The 19905-nt window shown below is 58.1% G+C and carries 20 protein-coding genes; 9 read left to right on the plus strand and 11 right to left on the minus strand.

Annotation, left to right across the window (positions count from 1 at the left end; translation table 11 throughout):
- Positions 1-22: 22 nt before the first annotated feature.
- Together ACR0LL_RS08025 and ACR0LL_RS08030 are read right to left on the minus strand one after the other, a co-directional pair.
- The gene (locus ACR0LL_RS08025) at positions 23-385 is read right to left on the minus strand and encodes a hypothetical protein (RefSeq protein WP_480585520.1); all 363 of its coding nucleotides are present in this window, start codon (positions 383-385) and stop codon (positions 23-25) included.
- A 65-nt stretch (positions 386-450) separates the two neighbouring features.
- The gene (locus ACR0LL_RS08030; RefSeq protein WP_267363231.1) at positions 451-1017 is read right to left on the minus strand and encodes a TlpA disulfide reductase family protein; all 567 of its coding nucleotides are present in this window, start codon (positions 1015-1017) and stop codon (positions 451-453) included.
- A gap of 21 nt (positions 1018-1038) precedes the next feature.
- Between ACR0LL_RS08030 and argH the strand changes: the two genes are divergently transcribed.
- From argH to ACR0LL_RS08050, 4 genes are all read left to right on the plus strand, one after another.
- Positions 1039-2427, plus strand: a complete 1389-nt coding sequence (gene argH / locus ACR0LL_RS08035) for an argininosuccinate lyase (RefSeq protein ID WP_480585523.1) — start codon at positions 1039-1041, stop codon at positions 2425-2427.
- On the plus strand, positions 2424-2624 hold the full coding sequence (locus tag ACR0LL_RS08040; RefSeq protein WP_480483118.1) for an argininosuccinate lyase: 201 nt from the start codon (positions 2424-2426) through the stop codon (positions 2622-2624). Before argH ends, ACR0LL_RS08040 begins: the two co-directional genes overlap by 4 nt.
- A gap of 304 nt (positions 2625-2928) precedes the next feature.
- A complete protein-coding gene (gene lysA, locus ACR0LL_RS08045; RefSeq protein ID WP_480585525.1) occupies positions 2929-4194 on the plus strand; it encodes a diaminopimelate decarboxylase in 1266 nt (421 codons plus the stop codon).
- A gap of 96 nt (positions 4195-4290) precedes the next feature.
- Entirely contained in the window at positions 4291-6774 is a 2484-nt protein-coding gene (locus ACR0LL_RS08050) for a TIGR02302 family protein (protein ID WP_480585849.1), read from the plus strand.
- A gap of 3 nt (positions 6775-6777) precedes the next feature.
- Here the strand turns inward: ACR0LL_RS08050 and ACR0LL_RS08055 are convergent, their stop codons facing one another.
- On the minus strand, positions 6778-7500 hold the full coding sequence (locus ACR0LL_RS08055) for a zinc-ribbon domain-containing protein (protein ID WP_480585528.1): 723 nt from the start codon (positions 7498-7500) through the stop codon (positions 6778-6780).
- 182 nt (positions 7501-7682) lie between these two features.
- On the opposite strand from ACR0LL_RS08055, the gene ACR0LL_RS08060 reads away from it, so the two are divergent.
- Genes ACR0LL_RS08060 through ACR0LL_RS08075 form a run of 4 tightly spaced genes read left to right on the plus strand, consistent with a single transcriptional unit; the run spans position 7683 to position 10588 of the window.
- Positions 7683-8360, plus strand: coding sequence for a cell division ATP-binding protein FtsE (locus ACR0LL_RS08060; protein ID WP_480585531.1), 678 nt, complete (start codon positions 7683-7685; stop codon positions 8358-8360).
- Positions 8357-9256: a cell division protein FtsX gene (locus ACR0LL_RS08065; RefSeq protein WP_480585533.1), complete on the plus strand. Its 900-nt coding sequence runs from the start codon at positions 8357-8359 to the stop codon at positions 9254-9256. The genes ACR0LL_RS08060 and ACR0LL_RS08065 overlap by 4 nt, the downstream gene beginning before the upstream one ends.
- The gene (locus ACR0LL_RS08070) at positions 9256-9996 is read left to right on the plus strand and encodes a lysophospholipid acyltransferase family protein (RefSeq protein WP_267363220.1); all 741 of its coding nucleotides are present in this window, start codon (positions 9256-9258) and stop codon (positions 9994-9996) included. The genes ACR0LL_RS08065 and ACR0LL_RS08070 overlap by 1 nt, the downstream gene beginning before the upstream one ends.
- Entirely contained in the window at positions 9983-10588 is a 606-nt protein-coding gene (locus tag ACR0LL_RS08075) for a pyridoxamine 5'-phosphate oxidase family protein (RefSeq protein ID WP_480585536.1), read from the plus strand. The genes ACR0LL_RS08070 and ACR0LL_RS08075 overlap by 14 nt, the downstream gene beginning before the upstream one ends.
- Before the next feature lie 19 nt (positions 10589-10607).
- Here ACR0LL_RS08075 and ACR0LL_RS08080 read toward each other — a convergent pair whose 3' ends face one another.
- Entirely contained in the window at positions 10608-11201 is a 594-nt protein-coding gene (locus tag ACR0LL_RS08080) for an NAD(P)H-dependent oxidoreductase (RefSeq protein ID WP_480483129.1), read from the minus strand.
- A gap of 102 nt (positions 11202-11303) precedes the next feature.
- On the opposite strand from ACR0LL_RS08080, the gene ACR0LL_RS08085 reads away from it, so the two are divergent.
- Positions 11304-11882 (plus strand): TetR/AcrR family transcriptional regulator, encoded by a 579-nt coding sequence (locus tag ACR0LL_RS08085; protein WP_480585539.1) that lies wholly within the window; start codon positions 11304-11306, stop codon positions 11880-11882.
- A gap of 21 nt (positions 11883-11903) precedes the next feature.
- Here ACR0LL_RS08085 and lpdA read toward each other — a convergent pair whose 3' ends face one another.
- From lpdA to sucD, 7 genes are all read right to left on the minus strand, one after another.
- Positions 11904-13292, minus strand: a complete 1389-nt coding sequence (lpdA, locus tag ACR0LL_RS08090; RefSeq protein ID WP_480585542.1) for a dihydrolipoyl dehydrogenase — start codon at positions 13290-13292, stop codon at positions 11904-11906.
- A gap of 72 nt (positions 13293-13364) precedes the next feature.
- Entirely contained in the window at positions 13365-13634 is a 270-nt protein-coding gene (locus ACR0LL_RS08095; RefSeq protein WP_480483134.1) for a hypothetical protein, read from the minus strand.
- 2 nt (positions 13635-13636) lie between these two features.
- Positions 13637-15142 carry a 2-oxoglutarate dehydrogenase complex dihydrolipoyllysine-residue succinyltransferase gene (odhB, locus tag ACR0LL_RS08100; RefSeq protein WP_480585545.1) on the minus strand — a complete coding sequence of 502 codons (1506 nt, stop codon included), beginning with the start codon at positions 15140-15142 and terminating at the stop codon, positions 13637-13639.
- A 3-nt stretch (positions 15143-15145) separates the two neighbouring features.
- Positions 15146-18103 (minus strand): 2-oxoglutarate dehydrogenase E1 component, encoded by a 2958-nt coding sequence (locus tag ACR0LL_RS08105; RefSeq protein WP_480585547.1) that lies wholly within the window; start codon positions 18101-18103, stop codon positions 15146-15148.
- On the minus strand, positions 18100-18642 hold the full coding sequence (locus ACR0LL_RS08110; protein WP_480585550.1) for a DUF805 domain-containing protein: 543 nt from the start codon (positions 18640-18642) through the stop codon (positions 18100-18102). The genes ACR0LL_RS08105 and ACR0LL_RS08110 overlap by 4 nt, the downstream gene beginning before the upstream one ends.
- A gap of 25 nt (positions 18643-18667) precedes the next feature.
- Positions 18668-19021, minus strand: coding sequence for a hypothetical protein (locus ACR0LL_RS08115; protein WP_480585553.1), 354 nt, complete (start codon positions 19019-19021; stop codon positions 18668-18670).
- Entirely contained in the window at positions 19018-19899 is an 882-nt protein-coding gene (gene sucD / locus ACR0LL_RS08120; RefSeq protein WP_209506539.1) for a succinate--CoA ligase subunit alpha, read from the minus strand. Before sucD ends, ACR0LL_RS08115 begins: the two co-directional genes overlap by 4 nt.
- Positions 19900-19905: the final 6 nt, after the last annotated feature.

The raw sequence follows: 19905 nt of genomic DNA on the forward strand, positions 1-19905 counted from the left end.
CAGTCGCGCCCGATGGGCGAGCCTAATTAGCGATCGTGTAAACGATTGCGTCACCATTGCCTTTGCTACGCACGAACTCGACCTGATTGCCTTCCATTTTGACCTTCTGGCAATCCTCGGGGAATTTCTTTCCTCCGGCGACAACATTTCTGCACCAGAACTGTTTGTTCCAAACCCATGCACCGGTGATCTTGGCGTTGTTGCGACCCACGCCCTCGATTTTTCCATCCGGAGTGATGATCAACCAGGTGTCACCGGAGACAAGTTTCTTGCCGGCGACACCTGCGACGAACTGGGCTTCTTTCTTAATGTCTTTGGCCTCGGAAACAATGGCAGAACCCAGAACCAGGCAGGCCGCGGCGGTGAATGTAACAAAACTCTTCATAAATACTCTCCTTATCAAAGCATCAAAAGAGTATCATGATTCTAGGGCTTAATGGGCCAGTTCCCTCAGCTTTCTGCGCCAACAAGCGTTGAGATAATCGCCTTGGCGCTATCCGAATTCCATTCAGCGTCGCCGATCAACCGCGCGATTTCCTGACCTTCGGGGTTCAGAATAACCGTGATGGGCAATGCGATGATACCGAATTCGCGCGCAGCAGCCGAGCTGAGGTCCTGGTGACGCGGCAGGTTGGATATGCCATTTTCTTCGAAGAACTTCTTGATCCCTGCTGGTGAGTTGCGGCCTGTGGCAAGGGTCAGAACCTGAAACTTGTCCCCCCCGAACTCGTCCTGCAACTCGGCGATCTGAGGCATTTCTTTGCGGCAGGGGGCACACCAGGTGGCCCAGAAGTTCAGCAGAACATACTTGCCCTCATAATCGGCCAGCGTGCCGACACCCCCGTCATCTTCCAGCTGAAACTCGATCACTTTTGCCGGTTTGGGTTCTTCATGCAGGATTAGGCGCTTCAGACTGCCTTCCCGTAAGGGACCCAGTGTCGCGGCATCGGTTGCCAAAGCGGCATTTGCACCTAGCGCAAGGGCCATATAAAGGGGGATCAAACGAAATAGGCGCATATCAACTCCGGGTTTTCTTACATGACCGATCAATCCTCGAACCAGATGTGGGGCGGCCGCTTTGCCGCCGGTCCAGACGCGATCATGGAGGCGATCAACGCCTCGATCGGGTTCGATCAGCGGATGGCAGCCCAGGACATCGAAGGCTCGCGCGCCCATGCGGCCATGTTGGCTGCTACAGGCGTCATAAGTGATAGTGACGCTGAAGCCATTCGGGAAGGGCTGCTCACCGTTTTGTCAGAAATCCAGAGCGGCACGTTTCAGTTTTCAACTGCGTTGGAAGACATACACATGAATGTCGAGGCGCGGCTGAAAGAGATCATCGGCGAGCCTGCTGGCCGTTTGCACACAGGGCGTTCGCGCAACGATCAGGTGGCGACGGATTTCAAACTGTGGGTCCGGGATCAGCTAGACGCGGCCGAAACTGGTCTGCTGGCTTTGATTCGTGCGCTTTTGGCGCAGGCCGAAGCAGGCGCCGATTGGGTCATGCCCGGCTTCACCCACCTGCAAACTGCGCAACCCGTAACATGGGGCCACCACATGATGGCCTATGTCGAGATGTTTGGCCGCGACCTGAGCCGTGTCCGCGACGCCCGTGCCCGAATGAACGAATCCCCGTTGGGGGCCGCCGCGCTGGCAGGCACATCTTTCCCCATTGATCGCCATATGACGGCGCAGGCGTTGGGCTTTGATCGCCCCGCCGCCAACTCGCTTGATGCCGTCAGCGACCGCGATTTCGCGCTGGAGTTCCTGTCGACCGCCTCGATCTGCGCTGTGCACCTGTCGCGCTTTGCCGAGGAGCTGGTGATTTGGTCGTCGGCCCAGTTCCGTTTCGTGTCCCTTTCCGACCGGTTTTCGACCGGCTCGTCGATCATGCCGCAGAAAAAGAACCCGGATGCAGCCGAGCTGATCCGCGCCAAGGTTGGGCGCATCTATGGGGCCAATACCGCGCTGATGATGGTGATGAAGGGCCTGCCGCTGGCCTATTCAAAGGACATGCAGGAGGACAAGGAACAGGTCTTTGATGCCGCCGACAACTGGATGCTGGCTCTGGCGGCGATGGAAGGGATGGTCAAGGACATGACCGCCAACCGCGACAGCCTTGCCGCCGCCGCCGGGTCGGGTTTCTCGACCGCGACGGATCTGGCCGACTGGCTGGTGCGCGTGCTGGGCCTGCCCTTCCGCGACGCGCATCACGTCACAGGATCGCTGGTGGCCATGGCCGAAGGTAAGGAGTGTGACCTGCGCGACCTGGCTCTGGACGATATGCAATCGGTCCATGGTGAAATCTCGGATGACGTCTACTCTGTCCTTGGCGTCGACAATTCGGTAAACTCGCGCCAGTCCTACGGCGGTACTGCCCCCGATCAGGTGCGGGCCCAGATCGAACGATGGAAGGCAATGGTATGACGACCGCGCTACGTGCGATCCTGATAACGGTTTCCGGCTTGGTGCTGGCCGGGTGCGGGGCTGATGGCGAGCCTGATCAACCAACTGCCCCTCAACCCACGGTCAATGCCACCATTGGGGTTGGATCAAGCGGCGCGTATGTTGGCGGGGGTGTCGGCCTAAGCCGCGGACCGCTGGGCATTTATCTTGGATTCTGATCCTTTTGAATGTTGCGCCCATGGTCCCGGCACCTCATGTTGGGTCCACGTATCGATTACCTGTTACACAAAGAAATGGTATTGAAATGAGAATTCTGGGATTGGTTTGTGCACTTGCTGTTTTGGCGGCTTGCGAGCCTTCGTCAGCGCGACGTCCGGAACCTGCGGCCGAACCAAAACAATCGGGCACCGGCATTTCAATCTCGGGCTATGGCCGAGTTGGTGTTTCAACGCAAAACTAAACCGGGACTAAGGATACAGAATCCATTGATCCGAAGTCCTTTTATGGTCTAAGCGCGCAAGCATGGATCACTTTTTGTACCGCGACGGCGCGCTTTACGCCGAGGATGTCCCCGTCTCCGAAATCGCAGCCGCGGTTGGAACACCGTTCTACGTCTATTCCACGGCTACATTGCTGCGGCATTTCAAACTGTTCGATGACGCGTTGGACGGCACCGATCATCTGGTCTGCTACGCGATGAAGGCGGCCAGCAATCAGGCGATCCTTAAGACATTGGCCCAAGCAGGTGCGGGGATGGACGTGGTCTCGGGCGGAGAATATCTGCGGGCGAAGGCGGCTGGTGTTCCCGGTGACAAGATTGTGTTCTCAGGTGTGGGGAAAACAGCGGACGAGATACGCATGGCGCTGAGCGGCGGCATTCGCCAGTTCAATGTCGAATCCGAGCCCGAAATGGAAGTGATCAACGCCATTGCGCTTGAGCTTGGCGTGATCGCGCCGATTACCGTCAGGGTGAATCCGGATGTTGATGCCAGGACGCATGCCAAGATTGCCACGGGCAAGTCCGAGAACAAGTTTGGCATTCCGATTGCCCGCGCCTCGGAAGTTTATGCTCACGCCGCCGACCTGCCGGGGCTGGAGGTGATTGGCATCGACGTTCACATCGGCTCGCAACTGACCGAACTTGAACCGTATGAGTTGGCCTACACAAAGGTGGCCGAGCTGACCGAGCGCCTCCGCTCTGAAGGTCACAACATTAGGCGCCTCGACCTGGGCGGTGGTTTGGGCATTCCATACACCCGGTCGAACGACGCACCGCCCTTGCCGATTGAATATGGTGCGCTGATCAAGAAAACACTGGGCCATCTGGGCTGTGAGATCGAGATTGAGCCGGGCCGCCTGATCGCGGGCAATGCCGGGATCATGGTCAGCAAGGTCATCTATGTGAAATCAGGCGAAGGTCGCGACTTTTTGATCCTTGATGGGGCGATGAATGACCTGATCCGGCCTGCAATGTACGAAGCGTACCACGATATCGTAGCGGTGCAGGAACCGGCGGCTGGCGTGGAACAGCAAGCCTATGACATCGTAGGCCCGGTCTGCGAATCCGGGGATACCTTTGCCAAGCAGCGCAATATGCCACCGTTGAAATCGGGTGATCTGGTCGCATTTCGCAGCGCGGGTGCATACGGTGCGGTGATGTCCAGCGAATACAATACCCGTCCGTTGATCCCTGAAGTTCTGGTGAATGGCGATCAATTTGCAGTCATTCGTGAACGGCCAAGCTTTGACGAAATCATAAACCGCGATACCATACCATCGTGGCTTTGACGCGATAACCGCGCGGGCCCGTCCCGGAGGCCCGTCTTGACCAACAGTACGAACCTGCCCATTCCGCGCCTGTCCCTGTGGCTAACCCATCTTGGCATGGTGGCTGAACAGGTGCTGCGCGCGTTCTGGCCTGCGTTCTCGATTGTTCTGGCTTTGCTCGCCGCTCTGATGCTGGGGCTGCAGGATCATCTGCCCGTTGAAATCGTCTGGGGTGCTGGTGCGCTGTCGTTGATTTCTTTTGGTGTAGCATCCGTCCGCGGTGTCACGAAATTCAAGCTGCCGTCCCGCGCTGATGCGCTGGCGCGGCTGGATGAGGCTCTGCCCGGTCGGCCGATTCAGGCTTTGCTAGATGATCAGGCAATCGGTACCAACGATGGGGACTCGGTTGCCTTGTGGCAGGCGCACAAAGCCCGCATGGCACAGCGTGCGGCCACTGCTGAGGCTGTGAAACCAGATCTTCGGCTTGCGTCGCGTGATCCGTATGCGCTGCGCTATGCCGCTCTGCTGGTATTTGTCGTGGCGCTGATCTTTGGTTCGTTGTGGCGCGTGGGTTCAGTGGCGGACATGGCGCCGGGTACAGCCGTCGCTGGACAGGGCCCAACTTGGGAAGGATGGGTGGACCCCCCCAGATACACAGGTTTGCCAACCTTATATCTTGCTGATCAGACGGGGGCGGCGCTTTCTGTTCCCAAGGGCAGTCGCATCACCTTGCGACTTTACGGTGAGGTCGGTGCACATAGTCTGACCGAAAGCAGTTCTGCCAGCGGAACCGAGGCGGCAACAGACCCGGAACAGGAGTTTGTCGCCGAACGCTCGGGTCAGTTGCGCATTGATGGACCGGCGGGGCGGGACTGGTCGGTGCAGGTCATTGACGACGCGGCTCCGCAGATTGCAGTTTCCGGCACCGCCCAGTCTGAAGCGGGCGGGCAGATGAAGCTGCCATTTTCCGCCAGCGACGATTACGGAGTGGTTTCGGGCTTGGCCCGGATCGAGCTGGATTTGCCGGCGATTGACCGTCGGTACGGACTGGCGGCCGAGCCAGAGCCGCGCGAGGTGATCGAAATTGAATTACCCATGCCGATCACCGGTGATCGGGCAGATTTCACCGAAGACCTGATCGAGGACTTCTCGCAGCATCCGTGGGCGCATTTGCCGGTCAGGATTACCTTGATGGCAACGGATGCAGCGGAGCAGCAAACGTCTTCGGATTCCTATGAGACGGCATTGCCAGCACGGCGCTTCTTTGATCCGCTGGCGGCAGCCGTGATTGAGCAAAGGCGCGATCTGCTTTGGTCGCGATCCAATGCGCCTCGTGTCTCGCAGTTGCTGAGGGCTGTGTCGCACCACCCTGAGGATCTGTTTCGTTCTGACACAGCCTATCTGCGTCTGCGGGTTGTTCTGAGGCGATTGGAAACTTTTCATCGATACGGGTTGAAACCCAAACAACAGGAAGAGATTGCACAAGCCCTGTGGGACCTTGCCGTGGTGATCGAGGACGGGACGCTGGCGGATGCATTGGAACGGATGCGCCGCGCGCAGGAACGTCTGACCGAGGCGATGAAGAACGGGGCCAGCGATGAAGAAATAGCGGAGTTGATGCAGGAATTGCGCGAGGCGACGCAGGATTACCTTCAGCAACTACAACGTCTGGCACAGCAAGATGGAGAAGACGGCGAACGTCAGCCCGGCCAGAATAGTGAATCTTTGCAAATGACGCAGGATGACCTGCAGCGCATGATGGACCGTATTCAGGAACTGATGGAACAAGGTCGCATGGCCGAAGCCCAGCAGGCGCTGGAAGAATTCCAGCAGATGATGGAGAACATGCGTGTAACTCAAGGTCAGGGCCAAGGGCAGCAATCCGAAGGCCAGCAGGCCATGGAAGGTCTTGCCGAAACCCTGCGCGAACAGCAGGGTCTTAGCGATCAGGCCTTTCGTGATTTGCAGGAACAATTCAACCCCGGCGCGCAATCAGGTGAAAGCCAAGGGAACGAAGGCCGCAACGGCGGGCAAGGTCGGGGGCAAAGCCACGAAGGTCAGGGCGGACAAGGTGAAGGTTCGGATCAGGCCGGAGACGGTGAGCAGGGGCAAGGCTCGCTCGCCGACCGACAGCAAGCGTTGAGAGACGAGTTGGGTCGTCAGCAACAAGGTCTCCCCGGTGTCGGCACGCCCGAAGGTGACGCCGCACGCGAGGCGTTGGATCGGGCCGGGCGCGCCATGGACGAGGCCGAGCAAGCTCTGCGTGGCGATGATCTCGCCGAAGCTATCGACCGTCAATCCGAAGCGATGGAAGCGTTGCGCGAAGGGATGCGGTCGCTGGGTGAAGCCATGGCGCAGGAACAGCAGAACCAACCAGGGCAGGGAACGCAGGACGGCGACATGCAGGCCAACAACCGCGATCCGCTGGGCCGAAACCCAGGCGCTGCCGGTTCGATTTCAACCGACGAGAACCTGTTGCAGGGCGAAGACGTTTATCGCCGGGCGCGCGAGTTGCTGGATGAAATCCGCCGCCGGACCGGTGAAACAGATCGTCCCCAGATCGAGCTGGAATACCTCAAGCGGTTGCTGGAGCGGTTCTAGCCCTTAGTTCTGCGCACCGGATCCTGCCTGAGTTTCGAGCCAGATGCGCGCCTGATCCACCAGCGACACATATGAGCTGAGCAACGGATCGGCCTGCGGTACAGCCTCGCTGATCTGGCGGGCATTCCCGTAGATCAGGTACAGAACCACGCCGATGATCAGCATCAGCGCAAAACCGCGCAAGAACCCACCGGACTTGCGAGGCGCCTGCGCCTCATCTTCTGCCGGGTCCGACCGCATGCTCGAGTTGATGGCATCGACATCCGGCAGCGCATTCTTTTGCCCGGCATCAACGGCGGTTTCCGAAGTTGCAGGGCGTTTGGGCCTGACCTTTGGCTCTGGTGGGGCTTCCAGGCCCAGATCGGGCTGGCTTTCCAGGCCACCGCCTTCCTGCGCGCGCAACTCCGCTTCTCGTGCGGCTTCTTCTTTCAGGATACTGGCGACTGATGGGGCAACATTTCCTGTGGAAGCAGAAGGTTTTTCGACCTCTGGCGCTGTTTTTTCGGCAGGCTCGGAGTCCTTCTGGGCCTCGACCTCGGTATCAGATGTATCTGCCTCAACAGGCTTGTCCTCAGGCGCGTTCGGTTCAACTGTCGCCTCGGATGGATGCTTGGCCTGAAACCAGGTCTGATCGCAGTTCGAACACTGCACGTCGCGGCCTTCCTCGGGGATGACCTCGTCAGGAACTTCGTACTGCGCAGTGCAATTCGGACATGTAAGACGCATACTGCCTCCTCGGCCGGGTGAAGGGCCGATAATAGTTTTTTCAGGGATGATATTCCGTTAAGACCCAACAGCAAAGGGCGTTTTCGGTTTCATGGGCCAAGTGTCACCAATTGGACTCGGTAGAACCATTGAAACCGTCGCCCTGCTCGGGCAAGAAGAGCGGCAAAATATTGGGGGCACGTGTGATCGAGCTGGAAAATGTCAGCTATACCTACGGTGGCGGCGAGTTGCTGAGCGATGTCTCGGTTCAATTGCAGCCGGGGTCGTTCCATTTTCTGACCGGGCCATCGGGGGCGGGAAAGACGACATTACTCAAGCTGTGTTACGGGGCACTGTTACCAACCTCAGGACGTCTTAGCGTGTTTGATCAGGATATCTCGGCCCTTGATCGGGATCAGCTGGCCGTGCTCCGCCGACGCGTTGGTGTTGTTCATCAGGATTGCCAGTTCCTTGACCATATGACGCTTGCCGAGAATGTCGCCTTGCCACTGATGGTCTCTGGGCGCGGGGAATCGTCCGGGCAAGACAATCTGACCGAACTGCTCAGCTGGGTGGGGCTTGGTTCACGTCTCGAAGCGCGGCCACCGGAATTGTCCGGCGGTGAACGTCAACGGGCGGCTCTGGCGCGCGCCGTCATCCTGTCGCCCGATGTCATATTGGCGGATGAGCCCACGGGCAATGTTGATTGGGAGATGTCGCAACGTCTGTTGCACCTGCTGGTTGAGCTGAACCGTATGGGAAAGACCGTTCTGATTGCCACCCATGACCTGAGCCTGATCCGCGCGGCAAAAAGTCATGTTCAGGCCCGTGTCTTGCGGATTTCGCAGCGGAAGCTGCATTTGGCGGGGGCAGACCTGTGACTGGGGCTGATATCCAAAACCTGTTGCGCGGCGATACCCGTGCTGACCGCGTTGTTCCGCCAACCGGCTACACCGCGCATCTGACGCTGTTTGTCGCTGGTGCCATGGCTTTTCTTGCTGTTTTTGCTTTGGCTTTGTCCCTTGCCTCTGGCCGCATCGCAGATCGGTGGGCCTCGGAACTGGCAGGTGCTGCAACCTTACGCATCAATGCACCCGCCGAACAGCTTGCTGCCCAGACAGAAGCGGCATTGACCGTCCTCAGCCAGACACCAGGTGTCGCGTCTGCCCGTGCGCTTAGCACAGAAGAACAGGCCGCATTGCTGGCACCTTGGTTCGGGCCGGACCTGCCGTTGGATGCTTTGCCAATCCCGCAGCTGATCGAGATCATCGAGGGCGAACCGGGGCTGGATGCGATCGGACTGCGATTGCGATTGGGGGCCGAGGTGCCCGGCGCGGTTCTGGATGATCACACGCGATGGCGCGAACCGCTGGTCGATGCAGCGATGTCCCTGCGTCGTCTGGGATGGATATCAATCCTGCTGATCGGTGGCGCGACCGCTGCGATGATTACCCTTGCGGCCAACGCATCGCTTGCGGCCAATGCGCAGATTATCGAAGTTCTGCGATTGGTTGGCGCGCAGGATGGTTTCATCGCGGGGGCTTTTGTACGGCGGTTTACCTATCGCGCGTTTTTCGGCGCCTCGGTTGGGACCCTGCTGGGAATGACTGGTGTCTTGCTTTTGCCCGAAGCTTCGGACGCGGGCGGATTTCTGACCGGAGTTGGATTTCAGGGCAAAGACTGGGTGTTGCCGGTTCTTATCCCCGTCCTTGGGGCAGCCGTTGCCTTTGTTGCCACATGGGCCGCAGCCCGACGCAAGTTGAAGGAGCTTTCCTGATGTTGATGGCAATTCAGTGGGTTCGTTCCCTCATCTTCATGATTGTGATCTATGCTTGGATGCTGATCCTTGGTATCGCGTTTCTTCCTTATGCTCTTTTTTCTAAAAACGGTGCGCTGAAAGCGTGTAAAACCTACGCCAAAAGCACCATGTGGCTGGCCCGGTGGATGGTTGGTATTCGCTGCGAGGTGCGGGGCAATGCCCCAACGAATGAAGTGGTCATCGGGGCCAAACATCAGTCGTTCCTTGATATCATCATGATTTTCGACGCCATTCCGCACGGCAAGTTTATCATGAAGCGCGAGCTGTTGTTCACACCCGTCATTGGCATGTATGCACGACGCCTTGGCTGTATCCCGGTCAATCGCGGCAAGCGCGGTGCGGCTGTGGCAAAAATGGTCAAGGACGTCTCAAAAGAGTTTTCCGAACCCGGTCAGCTGGTGATCTATCCGCAGGGCACGCGTGTGGCACCGGGAGTAAAGAAACCCTACAAGGTTGGTACAGCGGTCCTGTATGAAGGCCTTGGTTTTCCATGCGTTCCGGTTGCGACGAATGCTGGCGTGTTCTGGCCCCGCACAGGCGTGATGCGTAAACCCGGCCTTGCCATTGTAGATTTTCTGGAGCCGATCAAACCAGGTGTTGCCCGCGATGAGTTCCTCGCGCGGTTGGAGGAAGTCATCGAAACACGCTCGAACGAATTGATGCGCGAAGTGGGGTTTGATCCTGATGGAATTCATTGAAAAAGTAGAAGATCTCGAGGCGTTGTACGGAACGCCGGGTGCTGCTTCGTTGCGGAAGGTCGTTCGACACTTAACTCCACTCTATCGCAAGTGGATTGAAGCCGCGCGCCTTTGTGTTCTCAGTACAGTTGGTCCCGAGGGTGTGGACGGAAGCCCACGTGGAGACGACGGTGCTGTTGTGTGTGAGTTAAACCCAAAAACGCTGGCGTTGCCTGACTGGCGAGGAAACAACCGCCTGGACAGCTTGCGCAACATTGTTCGGGACCCGCGCGTTTCGCTGATGTTCTTTGTGCCGGGTTCTGACAATGTCGTTCGGGTAAACGGAACAGCCCGATTGACCGCAGACGCGGCATTGCGCAACCAGTTCGAAAAGACTGGCAAGGTTCCGGCGACGGTTATCGTCGTGCAGATTGACGAGATTTACAGTCAGTGCGCGCGTGCACTGATGCGCGCCCGCACTTGGACTTGTGGCGACGAAAGCAAGAACCTTCCGACGATTGGGCAGCTTTTGTCGGAGGCGTCAGAGGGTGAAGAGGGCGGCGCGCAATATGACAAAGACTGGGCTGCACGTGCCGCCAAAACAATGTGGTAGGTAGCGGACGGCAGTTCAGTCAAGCTGCGGCGGCTCCGATTCTGGACACTTTTTTGATCCAGCGATCAACGCTGCCCGGTTTGGGATAGCTTGCGCCTGCAAAGTAAGTGAATCGCGTTGGTTTGAAGCCAACAAACCCGAGGATCTGGCCCCGAACCTGTCGAATAAGCGCTTGCCTGTACATCAGGCGCATGAACCAGCCCGGCGTATCTGAGGTAAGGATAACGCGTGCCGTGCGTCCGGTCAGCATCGGGGCTGGCAGGCCAGCCATCGTCGTGTTTCGGGTGTCGAATGTCCGCCCCGGTATGAACATCCGGTCAATCAATCCCTTGAGTTTTGCAGGAAGCCCGCCCCACCACATAGGTGTGGTCAGGACCAGATGGTCGCTCCATTCGAAGTCCTGCAACACGTGTTCCAGAACCGGTTCAAGCGGCTTGAAGTCGTGATAGTTGCCCTGACCGAAATCAAAATCGAATTGCAGGTCGCTCAGATGGACTATTCGGACATCATGTCCGTTTTTGCGGGCTGCCTCGCCATAGGTTTCTGCGAATGTGCGTGACAAGCTGCTTTCTGCCGGATGTCCATCGAGGATGAGGATTTTCTTGGGGTGCATCGGGGTTCTCCTTAAAATGACCACGGTCAGTTTATAGAATCAAAAAATGACCACGGTCAATAAAAAATTTGACCACGGTCAAAAAATGTGCGATTGGGCGATATGCAAAAAACGATCCAGAAACGTACCATCAAGACCCGCGCCAAGCTTCTATCAGCTGCGGAAGAGGTTATCCGACATGGCGGATATGAAGCCTTGCGGGTGGATGAAGTTGTAAAGGCCGCGGGTGTTGCCAAGGGGACCTTCTTTGCACACTTCCGCGACAAGGACGCGCTGATGGAAATCTTGATAGCGGACAAGCTGAATGCTTGCCTGGATCAGGCCCAATCCGGTACCCCACCCAAAACGGTATCAGAGATTATCGCTTCGCTGGAACCGGTCCACGAATTCATGACGTCCGAACGGTACGTGTTCGATCTGTTGATCAGATACTCGGGGGCAACGGCTATCGCAGATATTGGGCCGATTGCCTATTGTTTTGAACGGTATTTCCGGGTCGTGATGATGTGGCTTGAATCCGCAGAGGTACGCAAGGATGTACCATCCGAGCTGTTGGCAGAAGGCGTGCAGGCCTTTGCCATTCAGGCCATGTCCTTACAGTATTGCGCGCTGCATTCAGCGACAACGTTCACAGACAGACTGGAAACCTATCTGGATGCATGGCTGACCCCGGCAAGCTGATCGCCGCCGGGGTCAGGGGTGTTAGCTGTGGATCGGGCCGTCTCCGCAGGCCAGGGCAGCCTCGCGCACCGCTTCGGAATACGTCGGATGCGCGTGGCAGGTGAGCGCCAGATCCTCGGCAGAAGCACCGAATTCCATCGCCACACAGACCTCGTGGATCAGATCACCCGCGCCGGGGCCGATGATATGGGCACCCAGGATGCGATCGGTTTCCTTGTCGGCCAGAATCTTGACGAACCCGTCTGCCGCAAAATTCGCCTTGGCACGCCCATTGCCCATGAACATGAACTTGCCGACTTTATAGGCACGACCCTGTTCCTTGAGCGTCGCTTCGGTTTCACCGACATTGGCAACTTCGGGCCAGGTGTAGATCACACCCGGAATCACGCCATAGTTCACATGACCGTGCTTTCCTGCAACTTGCTCGGCGGCGGCCATTCCTTCGTCTTCGGCCTTGTGTGCCAGCATCGGGCCTTCGGTCACGTCGCCAATTGCATAGATGCCCGGCACGTTGGTCTGCCAGTCGGCACCAACCTTGATCTGACCACGTTGGGTCATCTCGACGCCCAAAGCGTCCAGTCCCAGACCATCCGAATAGGGTTTGCGGCCCGTGGCGACCAGCACAGTGTCGGCGTCGATCACATGTTCACTGTCGTCTTTGAGCAGCTTGTAGGTAACTTTGGCCTTGGTCTTGGTCGCTTCGGTTTTCTGCACCGCTGCACCCATGATAAAGGTCAGGCCCTGTTTTTTGAGAATGCGCTGGAAGGTTTTTTGCACCTCAGGGTCCATGCCCGGCGTGATCTCCTTGAGGAACTCGATCACGGTAACTTCAGCGCCCAGGCGGCTGTAAACCGATCCCAGTTCCAGCCCGATCACACCCGCGCCGATCACAACCATTTTCTTCGGGACCTTGTTCAGCGACAAAGCACCGGTTGAAGTCACGACAACCTTCTCATCAACTTCAACACCGGGCAGAGAAGATGGTTCCGATCCAGAGGCGATGATAATGTTCTTGGTCTCGTGGACCTCATCACCCACCTTGACCTGACCTGCGGCTGGGATTGATCCCCAGCCTTTCAGCCAGTCGATCTTGTTCTTCTTGAACAGAAATTCGATGCCCTTGGTGTTGCCGTCGATGACCTCGTCCTTGTAGGCCTGCATCTGCTTCCAATCGACCGAAGGCGCTTTGCCCTTCAGGCCCATCTTGGCAAAGTTATGCTCGGCCTCGTGCAGCTGGTGGCTGGCATGCAGCAGCGCCTTGGAGGGAATGCAGCCCACGTTCAGGCAAGTACCGCCCAGTGTTTCGCGCCCTTCGACCACGGCGGTTTTCAAACCCAGTTGAGCGCAGCGGATCGCGCAGACATAGCCGCCGGGCCCGGCGCCGATTACGATGACGTCATAATTTGCCATTACATTCTCCTAAATCGACCGGACGTTCCGGCGCTTCCCCGACCCGATTTGGCGGGTCGGAAATAGTCATTGTCAAACAGGTTCCAGCAGCTTGATCGAGATATGGGCAATTCCGCCCCGCTCGTGATGCATCGCCAATTCTTCGGAACCAAAGAAGGCTTTGGCCTTGTCCAGGTTTGTAACCTCGAACATCGCGATGGCGTGGTCTTTTTGGTCGGGGTCGCGCCAGACGTGCAGGTCGCGGATACCCGCGGCCTTGCGCATCGGTTTGTCCTCGCGGAACACTTTCAGCCAGGCGTTGAAATCGGCCACGTCGGCTTGCCAAAGTACATGCGTTGCCATGCTTACAGGTCCATCAGCAGGCGGCGCGGGTCTTCCAGCGCCTCTTTCACACGAACGAGGAAGGTAACGGCACCTTTGCCATCGACGATCCGGTGGTCATAAGACAGGGCCAGATACATCATCGGGCGGATCTTGATCTCACCATTGATGACCATCGGGCGGTCCTGGATCTTGTGCATGCCCAGAATACCCGACTGAGGGGGATTCAGGATCGGCGAGGACATTAGCGAACCATAGACACCACCATTCGAGATGGTGAAGGTGCCACCCTGCATCTCAGCCATGCTCAGCTTGCCGTCACGGGCGCGCTTGCCCTTTTCGGCGATGGCTTTTTCGATCGCGGCAAAGGACATGCTGTCGGCATCACGGATCACGGGAACGACCAGACCCTGCGGCGTACCGGCGGCGACGCCCATATGCACGAAGTTCTTGTAGACGATGTCGGTTCCATCAATCTCCGCATTGACCTCGGGCACTTCTTTCAGCGCGTGGCAGCATGCCTTGGTGAAGAAGGACATAAAGCCCAAACGCACGCCATGCTTCTTCTCGAACTGGTCTTTGTACTGATTGCGCAGGGCCATGACCTCGGTCATGTCCACCTCGTTGTAGGTGGTCAGGATCGCAGCGGTGTTTTGTGCGTCCTTGAGACGTTTGGCAATGGTTTGGCGCAGGCGGGTCATCCGCACGCGTTCTTCGCGGGCCTCGTCCTCGGCAGCCACAGGGGCGCGTGGGGCTTGGGCCACAGGGGCGGGCGCAGCCGCCGCAGGTGCCGGGGCTGAAACTGCTGCAACGGCTTTGGCTACGTCTTCCTTCATGATGCGACCGTCGCGGCCTGTTCCGGTGACCTGATCAGCCGACAGTCCGGCTTCGGCCATTGCTTTCTGGGCGGACGGCGCGTTTGCGACGTCTTTTCCGGTGCTTGTTGCTGCGGGCGCCGCCGCTGCCGCCTGTGCCGGCGCGGCTGCTGCACCAGCGGCAGCTCCGGAGATGACGGCCAGCTTGGCAGCCGCATCCACGGTCGATCCTTCTGGAGCAACGATTTCCGCAAGAACACCCGAAGTCGGTGCGGGAACTTCAACCGAGACTTTATCGGTTTCCAATTCGCACAGCATCTCGTCCTGCGCGACGTTGTCGCCAACCTTCTTGAACCAGGTCGAAACGGTTGCCTCCGTCACAGACTCACCAAGTGTCGGAACCATCACGTCAACCGACCCACCTGATGCGGCAGGTGCCGCTGCCGGGGCTGCGGCTGGCGCCGGGGCTGCGCCTTCGCCCGCCGCAATCGTTGCCAGCAAGGCGCCAACACCGACGGTTTCGCCTTCGGCTGCCACGATTTCACCCATTACACCCGCTGCGGGAGAAGGAACCTCGACGGTGACCTTGTCTGTCTCCAGCTCACACAGCATCTCATCCATGGCGACCGCATCACCGGGCTTTTTGAACCAGGTTGCAACTGTGGCTTCGGTGACCGATTCGCCAAGCGTGGGAACACGAACTTCAATCGTCATCGCTTACTTTCCTTCAATGCTCAGCGCTTCGTTAACCAGCGCTTCTTGTTGGGCTTTGTGTTGGCTGGCCAGCCCCGTTGCGGGCGAGGCCGATGTGGCGCGACCGGCATAGGTCGGGCGAGTGTGTTTAGCATCGATACGGGACAGGACCCATTCGATGTTGGGTTCGATAAAGGTCCACGCACCCTGGTTCTTGGGCTCTTCCTGACACCAGACCATCTCGGCATTCTTGAACCGTTCGAGTTCGTTGATCAGTGAATGTGCTGGGAACGGATAGAATTGTTCGATCCGCATCAGGTAGATGTCGTCGATGCCACGCGCGTCGCGTTCCTCCAGCAGGTCGAAATAGACCTTGCCGGAACACATGACGACGCGCTTGATCTTGTCATCGGCCACCAGCTTGGTGTCAGAGTTGCCCTTCTGCGCGTCATCCCACAGCACCCGGTGGAAGCTGGAGCCTGTGGTGAAGTCGTCCGCCGTGCTGACGGCCAGCTTGTGACGCAGCAGCGACTTCGGTGTCACCAGGATCAGCGGTTTCCGGAAAGTACGGTGCAACTGACGGCGCAGGATGTGGAAATAGTTCGCGGGTGTCGTACAGTTCGCCACGATCCAGTTGTCCTGACCGCACATTTGCAGGAACCGTTCCAGACGCGCTGACGAGTGTTCCGGGCCTTGCCCTTCAAAGCCATGCGGCAGCAGTGTGACAAGACCGGACATCCGCAGCCACTTGCTTTCGCCCGAGCTGATAAACTGGTCAAACATGATCTGCGCACCGTTGGCAAAGTCGCCGAACTGCGCCTCCCACAGAACCAGAGCGTTCGGTTCTGCTAGCGAATAGCCGTATTCGAAACCCAGCACCGCGTATTCCGACAGCATCGAGTCGATGACATCGTATTGGGATTGCCCGGCACGGATGTTGTTAAGCGGGTAATACCGTTCTTCGGTTTCCTGATGAACAAACCCAGAGTGACGCTGGCTGAAGGTGCCCCGTGTTGCATCCTGTCCGGCCAGACGCACGGGATATCCTTCGGTCAGCAACGAGCCAAACGCCAGTGCCTCGCCCGTGGCCCAGTCGAAGCCTGCACCAGTCTCGAACATCTGTTTCTTATGTTCCAGCAACCGCTCAACAGTTTTGTGCATTGCGAAATCGTCAGGAGCCTTGGTCAGCGCGGCTCCGATTTCCGCCAGTGTCTCTGCCGAGATCGCTGTTTCACCCCGGACATAATCATCCTTGTTCTTGTCCAGATGCGACCAGCGCCCATCCAGCCAGTCGGCCTTGTTGGGTTTATAGTCTTTCCCGGCCTCGAACTCGTCGTTCAGGTGGGCCTGAAAAGCGGCCTTCATATCTTCGATCTCACCCTCGGGGATCAGCCCGTCCTTGACCAGCCGCTCGGTGTACAAGGAAAGCGTAGTTTTATGGGTTTTGATCTTCTTGTACATGATCGGGTTGGTGAACATGGGCTCATCGCCCTCGTTATGGCCAAACCGGCGATAGCAGAAGATGTCCAGAACCACGTCTTTATGGAACTTCTGGCGGAACTCGGTCGCCACCTTCGCGGCGTGAACCACCGCCTCGGGGTCGTCGCCGTTCACATGGAAGATCGGGGCCTCGACCATCAGCGCGATATCGGTCGGATAGGGGCTCGAGCGGCTGAAATGCGGCGCGGTAGTGAACCCGATCTGGTTGTTCACCACGATATGCATGGTGCCGCCGGTTCTGTGCCCTTTCAGGCCAGACAGGCCAAAGCCTTCGGCCACCACACCCTGACCGGCAAAGGCCGCGTCACCGTGCAGCAATATGGCCATGACCCTGGTGCGATCTGTATCGCCCAGTTGGTCCTGCTTGGCGCGGACCTTACCCAGAACCACCGGGTTTACCGCCTCAAGGTGAGAGGGGTTGGCGGTCAGTGACAGGTGCACACTGTTGCCATCGAATTCGCGATCGCTGGAGGCGCCGAGGTGATATTTCACGTCGCCAGAGCCATCCACGTCTTCGGGCTTGAAGCTACCGCCCTGGAATTCGTTGAAAATCGCGCGATAAGGCTTGCCCATCACGTTGGCCAGAATGTTCAGGCGACCCCGGTGCGGCATCCCGATGACGATGTCACTAAGGCCAAGCGCACCACCGCGCTTGATGATCTGTTCCATCGCCGGGATAAGCGCCTCGCCACCGTCCAGACCGAACCGCTTGGTGCCCATGTACTTGACGTGCAGGAACTTCTCGAAACCCTCGGCCTCGACCATCTTGTTCAGGATCGCCTTGCGGCCTTCCTTGGTGAACTGGATTTCCTTGCCATAGCCCTCGATCCGCTCTTTCAGCCAGGCGGCCTCTTCCGGGTTCGAGATATGCATGTATTGCAGTGCGAAGGTGCCGCAATATGTACGTTTCACGATTTCAACGATCTGCCGCATCGAAGCGACCTGCAGACCCAGTACGTTGTCGATAAAGATCGGGCGATCCATGTCGGCATCGGTGAAACCGTAAGTCTTCGGGTCCAGCTCAGGATGTGTGCTGGCAGCACGCATGCCCAGCGGGTCCAGATCCGCGGCCAGATGGCCCCGGATGCGATAGGCCCGGATCAGCATCAGTGCCCGCAAACTGTCCAGCACGGCGCGTTTGATCTGGTCGTCGCTGACCTCAGCCCCTTTTTCAGCCGCCTTGTCCTTGATCTTTTTGCCCGCCGCTTTGGCGTCAATCTCGGCCCATTCACCAGTCAGCGCACCAGTCAGGTCGTCTGCTGGCATCGGCGGCCAGTCGGTGCGCGCCCAGGACGGACCGTCGGCTTCGCGTTGAACATCGGGTGCGGCATCGCCCATGGCATCAAAGAACGCGCCCCATGCGGCATCCACCGCACCGGGGTTCTTTGTGTATTGCGCATAAAGCTGCTCCAGATATTCGGCATTATGCCCCTGCATGAAGCTTGAGGCATGAAAGGCGGAATTGGGCGAATGTTCGGTCATAGGGCTACCTCTGTTGGGTTGGGACCGTATTGATTGGTGCCTGGCTGGCTGGGGCGTGTCAGCCACCATAGAACCAGGAGGGGCGACACCACCAGTACCAGTAGTGTCGGAAGAACGATGAGCAACGTGGCGCGGGTGAACAGGATATCCAGCCTGCCGCCATGCTGGAAATGAGAGGCCAGGCCGATACCGAAAACGAGCACGGCTCCGGCGCCAAGGATCAACAGGATCGGCAGCAGAGCATACAGCCCGCTGCGACCGGTATCATGCATCCGCCGGAAAGCGACCGCCAAATGAGGAAAGAAGACAATTAGGCCGACGATGCCCTGCACCGGTTGTGAGGACGTGGCTGACACGGATTTCGAGGTTTCGGTTTCCGTCACCGCAACCTGCGTGAAGAACTGCCAGTCGATGATCCCAGCGATGATGTTCCAGATAACGATGAACAGAAAAAAGAACCAGTATTCGGGCCGCGAAGCACGGCCCGAGAAGGTGAAAACCTTGGCAAAACAGGTGCGGATGGCGTCGGAGAAGGTCATTTGAACTATTCCGATATCCTCAAATCTATCCCGAGCAGCGCACGACCAAGTGTCGTGCTCCCGGCAACTCTTCTGGATGGTGCAAGTCGGTATCTTCTACTTCCACGACTTTGGCACCTCTTGCTGCACATAATTTTGCTGGGGCAGCACTCAATTGCCTGCGGTCAATCTTGTCTGGATAATAAAACACTCCGACTTGCGAACCTAATCCAATAATCGCGGCGAGTGCTTCTTTGTCTATGCCTGACACCGGCTCGGTTACTGCGGATTGCCCATCGTCAGCTTCGGAGGAGCGCTCGACCGACGTGTCGAGTTCGGAAGCACATCCTTGCAGCAACAGGGTTGCTGCAAGGGGCAGGATGAGCGCGGCCAGCTTCAACCAATCGCCTCCAATACAGCCTCACCCAGCTGCGCCGGGCTTTCGGCCACGACGATACCGGCTGAGCGCATGGCTTCGATCTTGTCCTCGGCACCGCCCTTGCCACCGGCAACAATCGCGCCCGCGTGGCCCATGCGGCGGCCCGGAGGGGCTGTGCGGCCTGCGATGAAACCTGCAACCGGCTTTTTGCGGCCCTTCTTGGCCTCATCGGCCAGGAACTGCGCAGCCTCTTCCTCGGCCGAGCCGCCGATCTCACCGATCATGATGATCGAAGTGGTTTCGTCATCGGCCAGGAACCATTCCAGCACGTCGATATGTTCGGTGCCCTTGATCGGGTCACCGCCAATGCCCACACAGGTGGACTGGCCCAGTCCTACATCCGTTGTCTGTTTCACGGCTTCATAAGTAAGAGTACCCGAGCGGGAAACGACACCCACGCTCCCGCGTTTGTGAATATGGCCGGGCATGATGCCGATCTTGCAGGCGTCAGGCGTGATGACACCGGGGCAGTTCGGGCCGATCAGGCGCGACTTGCTGCCTTCCAGCGCGCGTTTTACCTTCATCATGTCCAGAACCGGGATACCTTCGGTGATGCAGACAATCACTTCCATCTCGGCATCAATCGCTTCGAGGATCGAGTCCGCCGCGAATGGGGGCGGTACGTAGATCACCGATGCGTTGGCTTCGGTTACGTGCTTGGCCTCGTGGACCGAGTTGAACACGGGCAGGCCCAAATGCTCCATCCCGCCTTTGCCGGGGGTTACGCCGCCAACCATCTTGGTGCCATAGGCAATGGCCTGTTCGCTGTGGAATGTACCTTGCGAGCCGGTAAAGCCCTGACAGATCACTTTGGTGTTTTCGTCGATGAGGACTGCCATTTTGTC

The organism is Ruegeria sp. AI2 (genome assembly GCF_056541275.1).

Bases quoted from the DNA above. Each gene is read 5' to 3' on its own strand.
- ACR0LL_RS08025 (WP_480585520.1), bottom strand. From the start codon at position 385: ATGAAGAGTTTTGTTACATTCACCGCCGCGGCCTGCCTGGTTCTGGGT.
- ACR0LL_RS08030 (WP_267363231.1), bottom strand. From the start codon at position 1,017: ATGCGCCTATTTCGTTTGATCCCCCTTTATATGGCCCTTGCGCTAGGT.
- argH (WP_480585523.1), top strand. From the start codon at position 1,039: ATGACCGATCAATCCTCGAACCAGATGTGGGGCGGCCGCTTTGCCGCC.
- ACR0LL_RS08040 (WP_480483118.1), top strand. From the start codon at position 2,424: ATGACGACCGCGCTACGTGCGATCCTGATAACGGTTTCCGGCTTGGTG.
- lysA (WP_480585525.1), top strand. From the start codon at position 2,929: ATGGATCACTTTTTGTACCGCGACGGCGCGCTTTACGCCGAGGATGTC.
- ACR0LL_RS08050 (WP_480585849.1), top strand. From the start codon at position 4,291: ATGGTGGCTGAACAGGTGCTGCGCGCGTTCTGGCCTGCGTTCTCGATT.
- ACR0LL_RS08055 (WP_480585528.1), bottom strand. From the start codon at position 7,500: ATGCGTCTTACATGTCCGAATTGCACTGCGCAGTACGAAGTTCCTGAC.
- ACR0LL_RS08070 (WP_267363220.1), top strand. From the start codon at position 9,256: ATGTTGATGGCAATTCAGTGGGTTCGTTCCCTCATCTTCATGATTGTG.
- ACR0LL_RS08075 (WP_480585536.1), top strand. From the start codon at position 9,983: ATGGAATTCATTGAAAAAGTAGAAGATCTCGAGGCGTTGTACGGAACG.
- ACR0LL_RS08080 (WP_480483129.1), bottom strand. From the start codon at position 11,201: ATGCACCCCAAGAAAATCCTCATCCTCGATGGACATCCGGCAGAAAGC.
- ACR0LL_RS08085 (WP_480585539.1), top strand. From the start codon at position 11,304: ATGCAAAAAACGATCCAGAAACGTACCATCAAGACCCGCGCCAAGCTT.
- lpdA (WP_480585542.1), bottom strand. From the start codon at position 13,292: ATGGCAAATTATGACGTCATCGTAATCGGCGCCGGGCCCGGCGGCTAT.
- ACR0LL_RS08095 (WP_480483134.1), bottom strand. From the start codon at position 13,634: ATGGCAACGCATGTACTTTGGCAAGCCGACGTGGCCGATTTCAACGCC.
- odhB (WP_480585545.1), bottom strand. From the start codon at position 15,142: ATGACGATTGAAGTTCGTGTTCCCACGCTTGGCGAATCGGTCACCGAA.
- ACR0LL_RS08105 (WP_480585547.1), bottom strand. From the start codon at position 18,103: ATGACCGAACATTCGCCCAATTCCGCCTTTCATGCCTCAAGCTTCATG.
- ACR0LL_RS08110 (WP_480585550.1), bottom strand. From the start codon at position 18,642: ATGACCTTCTCCGACGCCATCCGCACCTGTTTTGCCAAGGTTTTCACC.
- sucD (WP_209506539.1), bottom strand. From the start codon at position 19,899: ATGGCAGTCCTCATCGACGAAAACACCAAAGTGATCTGTCAGGGCTTT.